The 13,443-nt window shown below is 49.5% G+C and carries 12 protein-coding genes; 1 reads left to right on the top strand and 11 read right to left on the bottom strand.

Going from position 1 to position 13,443, the window contains the following annotated elements; genetic code table 11:
- The 11 genes from OEM52_09740 to OEM52_09690 form a co-directional block, all read right to left on the bottom strand.
- The coding region (locus tag OEM52_09740; protein ID MDK9700412.1) for a radical SAM protein at positions 1-501 on the bottom strand (501 nt) is incomplete at its 3' end.
- Between the two features lie 2 nt (positions 502-503).
- Positions 504-2,522: a hypothetical protein gene (locus OEM52_09735; protein ID MDK9700411.1), complete on the bottom strand. Its 2,019-nt coding sequence runs from the start codon at positions 2,520-2,522 to the stop codon at positions 504-506.
- A 13-nt stretch (positions 2,523-2,535) separates the two neighbouring features.
- Positions 2,536-3,552: a tRNA (adenosine(37)-N6)-threonylcarbamoyltransferase complex transferase subunit TsaD gene (tsaD, locus tag OEM52_09730; GenBank protein ID MDK9700410.1), complete on the bottom strand. Its 1,017-nt coding sequence runs from the start codon at positions 3,550-3,552 to the stop codon at positions 2,536-2,538.
- Positions 3,549-4,484 carry a CdaR family protein gene (locus tag OEM52_09725; protein ID MDK9700409.1) on the bottom strand — a complete coding sequence of 312 codons (936 nt, stop codon included), beginning with the start codon at positions 4,482-4,484 and terminating at the stop codon, positions 3,549-3,551. Before OEM52_09725 ends, tsaD begins: the two co-directional genes overlap by 4 nt.
- 6 nt (positions 4,485-4,490) lie before the next feature.
- Positions 4,491-5,837, bottom strand: coding sequence for a Trk system potassium transporter TrkA (trkA, locus tag OEM52_09720; protein ID MDK9700408.1), 1,347 nt, complete (start codon positions 5,835-5,837; stop codon positions 4,491-4,493).
- Positions 5,838-5,845: 8 nt separating this feature from the next.
- Positions 5,846-6,481 carry a class II aldolase/adducin family protein gene (locus OEM52_09715; protein MDK9700407.1) on the bottom strand — a complete coding sequence of 212 codons (636 nt, stop codon included), beginning with the start codon at positions 6,479-6,481 and terminating at the stop codon, positions 5,846-5,848.
- Between the two features lie 117 nt (positions 6,482-6,598).
- A complete protein-coding gene (gene serS, locus OEM52_09710) occupies positions 6,599-7,894 on the bottom strand; it encodes a serine--tRNA ligase (protein ID MDK9700406.1) in 1,296 nt (431 codons plus the stop codon).
- The gene (locus OEM52_09705; GenBank protein MDK9700405.1) at positions 7,887-8,723 is read right to left on the bottom strand and encodes a hypothetical protein; all 837 of its coding nucleotides are present in this window, start codon (positions 8,721-8,723) and stop codon (positions 7,887-7,889) included. Before OEM52_09705 ends, serS begins: the two co-directional genes overlap by 8 nt.
- Positions 8,720-9,748, bottom strand: a complete 1,029-nt coding sequence (rfbB, locus tag OEM52_09700; protein ID MDK9700404.1) for a dTDP-glucose 4,6-dehydratase — start codon at positions 9,746-9,748, stop codon at positions 8,720-8,722. The genes OEM52_09705 and rfbB overlap by 4 nt, the downstream gene beginning before the upstream one ends.
- Before the next feature lie 132 nt (positions 9,749-9,880).
- Complete coding sequence (locus OEM52_09695; GenBank protein MDK9700403.1) at positions 9,881-10,510, bottom strand: hypothetical protein; 630 nt, start codon at positions 10,508-10,510, stop codon at positions 9,881-9,883.
- A 1-nt stretch (position 10,511) separates the two neighbouring features.
- Entirely contained in the window at positions 10,512-11,960 is a 1,449-nt protein-coding gene (locus OEM52_09690) for an alpha/beta hydrolase-fold protein (protein MDK9700402.1), read from the bottom strand.
- A gap of 328 nt (positions 11,961-12,288) precedes the next feature.
- Here OEM52_09690 and OEM52_09685 point away from each other — a divergent pair.
- The coding region (locus tag OEM52_09685) for a carbohydrate-binding protein (protein ID MDK9700401.1) at positions 12,289-13,443 on the top strand (1,155 nt) is incomplete at its 3' end.

Raw genomic sequence — 13,443 nt, 5'->3', positions numbered from 1 at the left:
GGCGGAAAGGAAGGCGGCTTCGATATCGTTACGGGTATGGGTTCGACCTAATTGTTGCAATTCATCGTCGTGAAAGCTCTGACAACCGATTGATAAGCGGTTTATCCCGGCGGCGGCATAAGCTCGGTAGCGGGCTCGATCTTCGGGATTTGCTTCCAGCGTTACTTCGGCGCTCTCCGGTAATCCGCGGGTTCGCCAAAACGTAATCCAGTCAGCAACTCGTTCCGGATTTAATAACGATGGAGTACCACCGCCGATAAAGAGGCTGGATGGCATCCCGGTTTGAAAGACTTCAGCAAATGGATGCGATGAATTTTTGGCGACAGCGTCTGAGCCAATGCCATACAGCGCAATTTCGGCATTGATTGCCGGATAGTAACCGGGGAGCTTGCGTTCAGGATCGGTACGAAGATAAAAATCACAGTAGTGGCAACGCCGATTACAGAAGGGGACATGGATGTAAACAGCATACCCATCGCTTGGTGTACGAATGGGGTACATGTTTACAGCATTCCATTGCGGCTGCGAACAAACCACTCGATGCAGAGCAAACCAATCGCAAGGATCAATGTGTACACCGAACGCCAGAGGAACCAAACTGATTTCGTGGTCTCCGGGATCGTGACTTTCGCAAGGCTATCCAACAAAGCGGGAATTCTTTCCATCGAAAGTAAACCGCCGCCGGTCTGCGAGAGCTTTACTAATCGCTTCGGAAAGGCGGCAGCGTTTTGATGTTCGGAGGAGTAGTTATCGATTCCGATTTGTATCGAATCACTGACTTTGGCTCCGGCCGATAACATACCCGTGACTACATAAGAAGTATTGCCATTTCGATTTGGCGTCCATTGACCGACATAACGTCCCGGCTCACGCATTGTAAAGGGAACTGTTTGATCACCGATAGTTGCAGTAACCACACCATCAGTCACGGGATCGCCCGCGTCGGATAACCAAATTGCTTCGGTCGTTGAAGCGGTACCAACCGAATAACGCGAGGCAGGAACTACTTGAAAGCGTTTGGTCGATTCGCTAGCCAACCACTCCGATACGGTTTGCCAAAATGCAGTCACTGCACCCGGTTTTCCCGATTCGATAGGAGCCTGCGACCATCGCCACACATCGTAAACAAATAAGGTAATGCTGCGCTTACCTCCAGATTGCAAGACAATCGCAGGTTCGGTCGCATCGAAGGTCGCAACGACATTATTTTTTGCGATTGCGAAATTGCGATTTCCAGCAATGGGTGGTAATCGATTCCATTCCGGCTCAATTGTCGTCCCCGGAATCATCCGGTCGGATAGCGGGACGGGAATCACCGAACGCCGCTCCCCCGCTCCCCGTTGACTTACACCGCTCGGTTGAAATCGCAGTGAAATTGCATTCGACCAACCCGCAGTGCCGGGCATCCATAACACGCCACCGGAATAATTCGCCGCCCAATCGCTGAGCGCCATCGCTCCCGGCAACGTTGGATCAGGAGCGTGAAGTAACATGACAATCCCCGTTTTACTGGTAGGCAGCGTACTCGATTGTTGAACAAGCGTAACCACAAATCCGGAATCGGCGACAACGGCTCGATGAATCGCTGAGACATCGGGATGAAGTTTCCCATACACAATCGTTACGGGAATTTGTGCGGGTCGTATTAAAACCGGCACTGTTCGTTTGTTATCCGATGGATAGGGATCGCCGACGGCGGTAAGTTCGACGGTTAACTGCCGCCAGCCGCTGACACCCGGTGTCACTGCGACAACGAGGGAATCCTGCGAACCATTCTCCGGCAATTTTACAGTCCGCTCAACCGAATTACCGCCACTGATGGCGACGCGAATCGAGGCGGACGCGCCATCTAAACCATTGGCAGCAAGAGTAACTTTTACCGGACAGGGCTTTCCCGCAATCGCCCGGGTAGGGAACGAAACATCGGCAAGAAAAGCATTTGCAGGCAGCACAGTATCACCGATAGCGATTGCCCAAACCGGTTTAAACGGTGTTTGATAAGCGTCGCCTTCGAGAAATGCACCATCGGTAATCCATACCACGCCATCGACCGGGTTGGGAAACGAGTCGATTGCTTGCAGCATGCGAGTCGCCGAGGTGATCGAAGCCGGTTGCCAATTCGTTTGCCAAAGCTCAAGGGGTCGGTCGGATGTATGCAGTGCATTCGCTTGCATGATCGTTGATGAGTTAGATTTTGTGGCGATACTTTGCAAGGTGGAGGTTACAGTCGCTTTGCGGTCACCAATACGGTCGGTTATTGTCATTGATTCCGACCCGTCGAGAAGAATCCCTAACCGAAATTTACGCTGATAGGTATTTGCAAAAATCCATTCGACTGAGCAGAGCGCAGCAATAAGCAGAAAGAACGCCAATGCCCTTAGCAACGTTAAACTCCAGCGTACCCGACCTGAGAGTGAGGGGGTCGTGTTGCGATAACAAAACCAACCGACCAGTGCGCTTCCCATAAGTGCGATGGGAAGCCATAACCAAATCGAAAGGGTCGCTGTGGTTGTGATTGTCATTACTGGTTGTACGTTAGGAGTCGTGTGCCGTGAGTTGAGAAATCGGAAAACGGGGATGAATTGTTACCGGTTGCTCACTGTTTTGAAAACCATGTTCTAGCGACAATACGCCAGCCAATGCAATCATAGCGCCATTGTCGGTGCAATATTCAATTGGTGTTGCAAAGAATCGGGTCTTTAATTTTTCTGCGGTCTCGGTTAACCGTTTACGGAGTAACTGGTTTGCAGCTACACCTCCTCCGATGATTAACGGTAACTTGGGATTGGCTTGCCAATAACGCATTACTGGTTTCAGGAGCGATTCGATGGCGGCGGTTTCAAACGAGGCTGCCCACGCTTCGGGTGAAAATTCGGGGTGTCCGTCGACTGCGCGTTTCAAAGCCGATTTCAATCCGCTAAAACTAAAATCAAAACTTGGCGATAGATCTGCAATGGGTAGTTTTGGCAATCGTTGATTCTTCTTGACGCGGTGCGCTGCGTTTGCAATGGCGGGCCCGCCGGGGAACCCCAACTCCAGTAAACGCGCCGCTTTATCGAACGCTTCGCCGGCGGCATCGTCGCGCGTTGTCCCGATGATTTCATAATTGCGATACGCGTTCACGCGAATGAGTAAAGTGTGTCCCCCGGAAACGAGTAACGCCAAAAATGGCGTAGCAATCGTTTTATCGACGAACAACGCTGACCAAAGATGCGCCTCTAAATGGTGCACCGGAATAATCGGCACTCCCGAAGCCAAACTAAACCCATCGGCAAATGCAGCGCCAACCCAAAGTGCTCCGGCAAGCCCTGGGCCAGTCGTTACTGCAATACCCGAGAGTTGCGCGGGAATCAACGAAGCGTCAAGTAGAACATAGCGTATCGCAGTGTCGAGTAACTCGAGGTGTGCCCGGGAAGCCGTCTCGGGTACCACACCTCCCCATCTTTCGTGTTCGATTTGCCGGGTGAGCCGCTGCGCTAAAATGTTGTAAGAATCGTCGACTAAGGCAACTGCCGTTTCATCGCAAGAGGTTTCAATACCCAATACAATCATCGTCTACGCACCTTAACCTGCGGCGGTACAATTGAAAGGATTCTTACAGTTGGCGGCAAATCGATTTGTGGAACCGCTTCGGTTGCATTATGCAACAGCATCCCAATTTTCGCTTTAACGGTTTTCTTACGCAACGCAGAAATCTCAGAGGCTGGGCCGCTTACCCGCAGGGAAATCCATGGTGGGTCTGCCTCCAGTGAGTCGGAAAGAATCACCGGTACATTATCGATACGTTCTTCAACCAATCGCTCGACTTCGTAACGAATTTCCACTTCAGACAGACCGAGTTTCACTCCTGCTGGTGTTAACAACTTTACTTTTTGCCTGCCGCCGACCGATACTTTGTCTAACACGATTGGTTCAGTAGTAATCGAATCGAGTTCATTGATCCGGGTTCGAGTACCTGAAATTTCCACGTTAGCTGGAAACGAAGCTGGTTGTTGAGAAACGATATACCCCTCGATTGGTTCTACTGCTACTGCGACTTTAATCGGGAGTAGCCGTACCATATATCGCTCAACCCGTACCGGAAGCAATTCAGGTTGTAGTATTGCCAAAATCTTAACATCAGAGCGCGGCGGTAACTCGACCATTGTCTGCCGAAGTTTCACTTCCCCGGAAATCGGTAATGTACTCAACGGAATCCGGATTTCCGGTCGGGATACATATTCCATCCACCATATCGTTCGCGCTTTCCCTTGTAATCGAACCGTTGCCATGCCCGGTGGATCGCCTACCCAGAGCAGTGATTCCTGATCGGCATACGGTATAATCGGAATCGTGAGGGTTCGCTCGATTACATCTTCCGATATCACTGCAAACCAAACGCCTATCGCCAAGAAAAACGAAACGAGACGCGCCAGCCAACGTTTCCATGCAGCAATTTCATTGCGGGCAGGTTCGTTGCTGCGAAGGTTCGTTTGTTCTGACATGCCCGATTACCGGAACAGCTTCAGGATGGCAGTTGTTGCTGAGGAAAATGCCAAAACAACGGCAAAATCCCCTTCATGGAAAACAAAATCGGGAGCAGGAAACATCACTCTTCCTGCTCGATGAAAAGCGCAAATCACCGACCCGTTGGGAAGTTGAACATCTTCCAAGCGTTTTCCAATTAATCGTGAGCCGGGTAGTATCTCAAACTCGAAACTCTCGGCATCAATACTTCGTAATGTACTTACGCTAATCACGCTTCCCTGTTGAATCTTTTTGAGAATTGCATTCGCTGTAATTAACCGGAGATTGATTGGAATGTCCAAACCAATCGTACGGAAAATCGGGAGGTATTCGCTGCGTCCAATAAGAGTGATGACCCGCTCAACGCCAAGATGCCTTGCCAACAAACAAGAGACGATATTCTTCTCATCGTTCTCGGTAGTGGCAACAAAGGCATCCATTTGCACCAATCCTTCGGCGGCAAGGAGATCGATGTCGGTTCCTTCGCCGTGCATTACTAAAGTGCGGGGGTGTTCGCGAGCAACGATGTGTGCGCGTTCCGCGGATGGTTCGATTAATTTGACCCGGAACCGACGATCATTCTCCAACTCTTTCGCAACGAGATTACCGACATCAGAGGCACCGTAAATCATCACATCGCGAACGCGGTCGGTTTCATAACCACACAGCGAAAAAAATCGTTCAAGATTACCCGCTTGAATCACAGCATACACGCAATCGTTGGCTTGGATAACATCGTCGGTCGTTACCAGACGGGTTTTCAAGTCGCGGCGGATTGCTACTACCCGGAACGGATAACTATTCGACCCATTGTATAGCAATGATAATTGTTTATCGACTAACGATGCATTGGCAGCGACCTTCACTCCGATGAGTTGAATCTTCCCGCCACCGTAAACATGATAATCCAGTGCGCGATTGTAACGCACCAAATTCGCGATTTCCCGCGCCGCCTCCAGCTCGGGGTGCACCATCAAATCGATGCCAAGTTTGAATTTACTCTCGAGACTGGTGAGGGTTGCGTACTCTTGGTTTCGGACGCGCGCGATTTTTACCGGGACATTGACTTGATTGGCAAGTGTACACGCGAGGAGGTTGACTTCATCGACCGTGGTTACGGCGATAATCATATCGGCTTCGCGGATGCCTGCTTCCTGCAACGTTTCCGGGGAAGTCCCCAACCCGCGTACCGGCAGAATGTCAGCAACGGAAGCAAGGTGTTCGAGCCGTTCGGCGTCCGGTTCCACGACGACAACTTCATGCCGGTAACGGCGCAGCATCTTAGCAAGATGCGAACCGACTTCTCCGGCTCCGATGATGAGGATACGCATATTCGATCCTATCGCGGGTAAGCGGCAGCTAATGCAGCCGCTTCAGACTCGGTAAGTTTTACGGGTCCGTCGATGATTTTACTGAGCAGAAGGATTTTTGCGGCATGCTCAACCCGCTCCAGTTGATCCAGCGCTGCAATCGGGTCAGCGCCTACCGCAACGACCCCGTGATTAGCCAGCAGCAGCACCGTCGTATTTTTCTCCCGTGCAACTTTTGCTACTGTATCGGCAAATTCCTGCGTGCCGGGTACCGCAAAGGGAACCAATGGTACTTCGCGCAAGATTACGGTCACTTCCGGCAGTACTGGTTCCGGCAACTCTTTCCGTGAGGCTGCCCAAGCTGTAGCAAATGGCGGATGGGCGTGAACGACCGCGTGAATATCCGGACGCGCTCGATATAACGCCAGGTGCATTTTCCATTCGGAAGAAACTCGGTACTCGGCTGGAACGCCGGGATGCTGCGGCTCGGCAACTTGCATCCCGGATTCATCCACGACTAATAGATCAAATGGTTCTAGCCGCCCTTTCATCGAACCGGAGCGAGTTACAAGAAAACGACCGGTTTGCCAACGCGCCGAGAGATTGCCATCATTGGCCGCAATGAAGCCGCGCTCATCCAAGCGATGCCCCGTTTGGAGGAGCATGCGAAGTAAACGCTGAAAACGGTTTCGTTCGCGCCAATCGTAATTGGATGTCGGTTGATCAGTAATGATCGATCCTTTTCCTCAAATGCCCATCGGACAAGAATGTCCGATGTACGGCTAAAGAATATCGTCGATTGTGATTTGTGTTTTGTGACCCATGTATGGTCGCAATGCCGCTGGAATATTGATAGAACCCTCTTCGGTCTGATGATTTTCCAACAATGCCACCATGACGCGCGACGTCGCTAAGCCGCTGCCATTCAGAATGTGCACGAGTTCCGGTTTAGCGCCTTGCTCGCGGCGGAACCGAAGCGCCATCCGGCGGGCTTGAAAATCCTCGCAATTGGAACAACTCGAAGCTTCGAGCCACTTGTTTTCAAAAGGACTCCAGACTTCCAAGTCGTAGGTTTTTGCTGCTGAAAAACCCATGTCACCGGTACAGAGCGCTAATCGGCGGAAAGGTATCTCCAACAGATCAAGCAACGCTTCGGCATGACTGGTCATCGTTTCCAGATTGTTGTAACTATCTTCCGGTTTCGTCAACCAAATCATTTCGATTTTATTGAATTGATGTACCCTCAGGAAGCCGCGGGTATCCTTGCCATAGGAACCGGCTTCGCGGCGGAAACAAGGTGAATAGCCAGCAAACCGCATCGGCATTTTCGCGCCATCGAGAATTTCGCCACGGAAGATATTCGCAATCGGCACTTCCGACGTCGGAATCAAATAGAATTCACTCCCCTCGACATCGGAATCGACCCGGTACATGTCTTCGGCTAAGTTCGGCCACTGTCCAGTTCCACGGGCGGTTTCGCGGTTCACAAGCAGCGGTGGTATAATCTCCTTGTAGCCATTCTTGCGATGAGTATCGAGAAAGAGATTCCAAAGCGAACGTTCGAGCCATGCGCCCATCCCGGTATAGAGTGGAAAACCACTGCCAGTAATTTTCGTGCCGCGCTCAAAATCGAACAGCTTTAATCGGTCGGCGAGCTCTAAATGGCTCTTCGGCGCAAATGGCAAAGGTTCCGGGGTCGCGGTTTTCACGACAATATTATCTTCGGACGATTTTCCGATGGGAACATTTTCGTTCGGAAGATTAGGAATTCGCAATAACTTCGCTTCAATTGCTTCTTCCAGCTCCCGCAATTTCCGTTCGTTACTCGAAATCGTATCGGAAATCTCTTTCAAAGCGGCTTTCAATTCATCGACTTTGCCGCCTTCTTTGACTTTCTGACCAATCGCTTTCGATTCACGATTAAGTGTCGCGCGCAAATCCTCCGTAGTCGATAGAATCACTTTCCGTTCATCGTCTAACTTTACCAGCTCAAGCACTGGCGGATTGGCGACATTCCGTGTTCGTAATTGTTCGATAACCGCTTCGGGATTGTCGCGCAAGCGGCGTAGATCAAGCATTGTTTCCTCCAACGGCGCCTTTTAGCATCCGTTCCCATTGCGGGTGGAAATCGGCGTTAACCATAAACAGCGGGAGATCGTCGCGCGCCTGCAGTCTTGCCCATGACGCGGCATAGTCCCGTAAATCGGGAACAACCTGAACTACAGCGTTGGCATGATTCGCAATCATGATACCTTCCAACACTTCTTCGGAATGTTCGTGTTCCCAAGCAAGTATTACGCATTCGATCCGGTGATTGGATAGAATGGCTCCTAATTGTTCAAATAGTCCTAACTCCCGAGGTGAATCTTTTACTGTTTCAGGAGTTAAGCGGACATTGCCAATGTACTCATGACCAAATTCGGGATGATTCGTAAACTCTTCCGATAGGAGTTTGATCCATCTACCATGCCCCACCAGAATTGTCCGGCACCGGTCATGACCGGCACGCCAACGCGAACGTTGTAACGCAATGAGCGCGGTTCGTCCCAATGGGACGAGCAAGATAATACCAACCCCGTATGCTAACAATACGAACCGACCGGAAGGAAGTGGGCGTTCTGCCTCGAAAGTCAACCAGAATAGTGTTAAACCGCCAATCAATACTACCACAGCAACTTTTTTCATATTCGTGAGCAAGGGTAAAACCGGGTGCCCGGAATAATGCCCCAACACCAGAAAAACGATGAGCCAGGAAACCGATAACAAGAGAGACGCCGCAAGAAAATCGCCGCGAACGTTTACGGTAAACAGCCCCGACTCATACCGCAGGAGATAGGCGCCACCATAGGCAGCCATCAGGCAGCCTAAGTCGACGATGATTCGAATCGGTTTCGCGAGATAGTTCACAAGCGCCCTTTTGCCAGCCGGTCGGCATATTGCCGGTCGTAATAATCCAAGTAACTCTTGGTTTGGATGTGTTCCACCCAATCACGATGGTCAAGATACCACAGTACCGTTGCCTGTAGTCCCGGTTCAAAGGTCCAATTCGGTTTCCAACCCAATTCGGTCGAAATCTTGGTTGCATCGATAGCATAGCGACGGTCGTGACCGGGACGGTCGGGAACATACCGAATCAACGACTCCGGTTTCCCTAATATCGATAAAATGGTTTTTACGATGTCAATGTTGAACTGCTCGTTGTTGCCGCCGATGTTGTAAACTTCCCCGGGCTTTCCATGCTCTAATGCCAATAACAGCGCGGTACAGTGATCCTCGACGTGGAGCCAGTCGCGGACATTTCTCCCATCGCCGTACACCGGTAACTGCTTGTCGGTCAACGCATTCTGAATCATCAGGGGAATCAGTTTTTCCGGGAACTGATAGGGACCGTAGTTGTTGCTGCATCGAGTAATGACGGCCGGCAAGTCGAAGGTGTGATAATATGCCCGTACCAATAAATCAGCGCCGGTTTTCGCTGCGCTGTAGGGACTATTCGGCGCTAACGGCGTTGTTTCGGTAAAGAATCCGGTCGCCCCGAGCGAACCGTACACCTCATCGGTGGATACTTGTAAGTACTTGGTTATACCGAACTTTCTCGACATATCTAAGAGAACTTGGGTACCGTTCACATTGGTGGTAACAAATACCCCGGGATCCAGAATCGAACGGTCGACATGAGACTCCGCGGCAAAATTAATCACTGCCGTAAACTTCTCTTCCTCAAAGAGATTCGACAATGCAGTGCGGTCACAAATGTCGGCTTTCACAAACCGGTAGTTCGCCCAGCCGTCAAGACCGGTCAAGGATTCCAAATTGCCGGCATAGGTCAACGCATCGACGTTTACAACCCGCCAGTCGGGACGTACTTCTTGTAGTAAATAGAGAAAGTTCGAGCCGATAAATCCAGCGCCGCCCGTAACCAATAGGTTCATGCGTTTCCCCTCGAGTGCAAACTGAAAGATACAAAGAAAGAGGATTCGGTAAAAACCCGATTGTTTGATTCCTCAACTATCTAACTGGGTGAGATTACGTTAGGTTCCGGTAATTTACAAAATGTAGTGTGACTACTTCATGTAGAGGCCGTCTGTTTGCTCGAGCCAATCGGCAATCCGGTCACAAGCAGTGGATAGATTGTTATGAGAGACATCGAGTTCCAGTATAGGAAGTTGACTTGAAAGCAATACTTCACGGAAACGATCCTGTTCGAGGATAAATTGATCGATGTCATCGTATTGGGAAGGTTTCCCGGATACTTTTCTGCGTTCTTCCCTTGCTTGGTAAAAAGAATCGGCAGAACGCCAACAGAAGACAATCCGAAAACCGAGGGGAACTAACCGTTGTTCTAACCAAGTAAAATCGAACTTCTTGCTATGACGCGTTTGTTGATAGACCATCGTTGAAATATGGAAACGGTCGACGATCCAAGAATAGTACTTTTGTAATTCAAACAACCGAATCCAAGTTTGGTAGGTTTCGATTGCCAACGCTTCTTCCTGGGGTTCGAAGTTGATGAGTCCGCGTCCCCACGGGAAATTCGTAAAGGCACACCATTCGGCGGATACAATGGGTGAATGATACCGATACTTCCGCGGACCGACAATGCGTGGATGTTCATTTAATGCAAATGCCAAATCGGTTTTCTGGGTTAGACGAGTGCCTTCCAGAATAATCTTCGGACAAAGTTTTCCTGCCATGTTACTTTAACACCACAAATCTGGTAACCGAATCACCACTACGGGAACGTACCCAGCAATAATAGGAACCACTGGCAAAACTCGCTCCATCAAAGGGTATGATATGATCCCCTGTCGACAAGTTCCCCACTGCAACAGAACCGACCAACCGGGCAGTCGTATCGAAGATAACAATCGAGACCGACTGCGGCGATGGTAAGTGGAACTTTACGGTAAAACTGGCATTACCGGGATTGGGAAACACCTGTGCTACATCGTATCGAGTTGGAATCGTTGTCGCCGGAGGAGCCGATAATGCCGGACCGGGAAACAAATACTCGAGGGCAATGTCCAGATGTGCGCGCCAATTCCCCCATGAGTGTCCTTCATGAAACTCGATGTAGTAATAGGGGTATCCCCGCTCTTGTAAAATTGGTACAAAGTTTCTCACTAATGGGATCAGTGCGGGAATATCATAAGTACCTAAATCTAAATAGAGCTTTAGCGGTAAACGAGGTGTATCACGAAATCCGTTTGAGATCGCGGTCTGTACGTTGCTGGATTGAGCGACAACATTTCCAAATACTTGTGGATAGTGTAATCCCAACCATAATGAGATGTTGCCACCATTTGAGGCGCCAAGAGTTGCGCGATACGTTGGATCGCGACGAGTTCGGAATCGCTGGTCGACGGTTGCCATCACCGTGTTAACAAGAAAAGCCGAAAAAGATGACATCTGGTTACCGGCATACTCATTGGTGCGATTCACTGGCGGAACGAATACAACAATACATGGCTGAATCCGTTCGGAAGCAATTAAGTTATCGAGCACATTGTTCATTCGCGCGAGTGAAATGTACTCTAAGCCGTCGTGCGCCAATACCACAGGAAAGGAATCGGATGAAGTGTTATAGGTGGGGGGAAGATAAACCCGTACTGTGCGAGAATTTCCAAGTTCTGTGCTAAAAAAAGTAGTATCAAAAAATGTACCATGAGGTATCGTTGCACTGTATCCAATCTCCGGCGGCGGCTGATAAGTTGGCATTCGCATCTCCGAGTTTGGTCCAAACCCACCGGAAACCTGGTAAGGATTCCGGGGATCGAGAATCCAGTTACTGCCATTGGTTACGAATTTGTAATCGAGTCGCGCGTCGGATTCAAAACGATGGGTGTGATACCAGAGATTGGTTGTACTTAATCGAGACATTGAATACGCATTGAGCGTCCAGTTGTTCGCATCGCCGGGGATGTTTACACTGCTTACTAAACCATTGTAAAGCCATACTACTGTGGTATCGTTATCGAAGAACGGCAACCGGGGTTGAGCAGCAAGAAAACTATCGACAATAGTTGTACGCAACGATTCCGGCGCTGATTCCACCCGCGTTGTAAAGGCAGAAAATGTTTGGGCTGATGCTATTCCGAATGTAAGCAACAACGTGAAAACAAATGTGGTCTTAAGTATTTTCATTGGTTGATCCTATCAGCTTTTTTGTAAAGTACAAATTCTTCCCACCGGTTATGAAAAATCAAAGTGTCTTCTTCATTACACTTAATCTTACACGAACTCCTTGGAGTGAGCTTGATTCAGTAGAATGTTATTCGATATTTAATTGACATACAATCTATTTGTGATGTCGCTCACGAAAATCGATAATGATGTTAAGTATACTAACTTACTGTTGGGATTTTTAATGAAAGTTTGTGAATTCTACTACCATTGAACCAATTTCGCAGTTATCTTTTTCATTATGCTTTCCGGGTTCATCTCGTTTAGAAACAGTACTGTTGAGGTCACGATGCCAAAGAGTGGATTTTTCCCTGTTAACCGAGTCGCTTATGTCAGTTTCTTTGTACTCTTGCTCGTTGCGCAAACCCTTGCCCAATCAGCTTGGTGGGAACCTGAACAACCGATAGCCGGCCAACCGATCACTATCCACTACGATACCCGGATTGGTACATTGCCACCAGGCGCACCACAGGTACGACTTCACTGGGGGATCTATAATCCTATCACGAGTAGTTGGTCGCGACCACCACAGGCAATGTGGCCAACTGGTAGCAATTTACACACGGATAGTGTTGCTGTGCAGTCACCAATGACGCGCAATGCCGCCGACAGTACATTTACTATTACGATTACCCCTCCGGACACTTCGATTCGCAACATTGCATTCGTGTTTACTACCGGAACTCAATGGGATAACAACAATAACCACAATTGGATTGTCACTTGGGTAGCGGCGGGAACAGTCGCCTGGTGGAGTCCCGATAGTTGTGAACCGGGCGATGCCGTTACGATCTACTACAATCTGGCATCGGGAACACTACCGGTAGGATCATCGAATATTTTATTGCACTGGGGCATTAATCAATCGAGTCCGGGAGCTTGGCGACAGCCACCCTCGCAGATTTGGCCACCGAACACTGTTGTTAGTGGCACCGGAGCGGTTCAGTCACGACTAACAAACAATAACGGAGTTTGGTCTACTACGATTCCGACGAACGATACAACCCGTTCGTTGCATTTTGTGTTTACGAACGGTACCCAGTGGGATAACAACAACGGATTGAATTGGGATATCTGGTTAACCGAACAGACACCACCCACATTGACTTGGCATACGTTTACGTTTGACACCCGCGCTTCCGCATTTATTTCTCCGGTTGGATCGATTAGCCGGGTGAATGTCGCCGGGACATTTAACAACTGGTCAGCAACGGCTACCCGGTTAGCCGGACCAGATTCGTTAGGAGTTTATAAACTTCCGGCGAAAATTGCATCGGGTTCTCACGAATACAAATATGTTCTCAATGGAAGTTACTGGATAAACGATCCAGAAAATCCTCGTTATGCGCCGGGGGGATACCATAACAATGTGATGTTTGTTGAACTTGATTCGCTACCGTTTGTGGAAATGGTAACACCAGCGGAAGGATTTCCGATTCAGACC

This window comes from bacterium (genome assembly GCA_030247525.1).
Lineage (GTDB): Bacteria > Electryoneota > JAOADG01 > JAOADG01 > JAOADG01 > JAOTSC01.
This window is presented reverse-complemented; position numbering and strand designations above follow the sequence as displayed.

Bases quoted from the DNA above. Each gene is read 5' to 3' on its own strand.
- trkA (MDK9700408.1), bottom strand. From the start codon at position 5,837: ATGCGTATCCTCATCATCGGAGCCGGAGAAGTCGGTTCGCATCTTGCT.
- OEM52_09690 (MDK9700402.1), bottom strand. From the start codon at position 11,960: ATGAAAATACTTAAGACCACATTTGTTTTCACGTTGTTGCTTACATTC.
- serS (MDK9700406.1), bottom strand. From the start codon at position 7,894: ATGCTTGATCTACGCCGCTTGCGCGACAATCCCGAAGCGGTTATCGAA.
- rfbB (MDK9700404.1), bottom strand. From the start codon at position 9,748: ATGAACCTATTGGTTACGGGCGGCGCTGGATTTATCGGCTCGAACTTT.
- OEM52_09695 (MDK9700403.1), bottom strand. From the start codon at position 10,510: ATGGCAGGAAAACTTTGTCCGAAGATTATTCTGGAAGGCACTCGTCTA.
- OEM52_09735 (MDK9700411.1), bottom strand. From the start codon at position 2,522: ATGACAATCACAACCACAGCGACCCTTTCGATTTGGTTATGGCTTCCC.
- OEM52_09715 (MDK9700407.1), bottom strand. From the start codon at position 6,481: ATGCTCCTCCAAACGGGGCATCGCTTGGATGAGCGCGGCTTCATTGCG.
- OEM52_09725 (MDK9700409.1), bottom strand. From the start codon at position 4,484: ATGTCAGAACAAACGAACCTTCGCAGCAACGAACCTGCCCGCAATGAA.
- tsaD (MDK9700410.1), bottom strand. From the start codon at position 3,552: ATGATTGTATTGGGTATTGAAACCTCTTGCGATGAAACGGCAGTTGCC.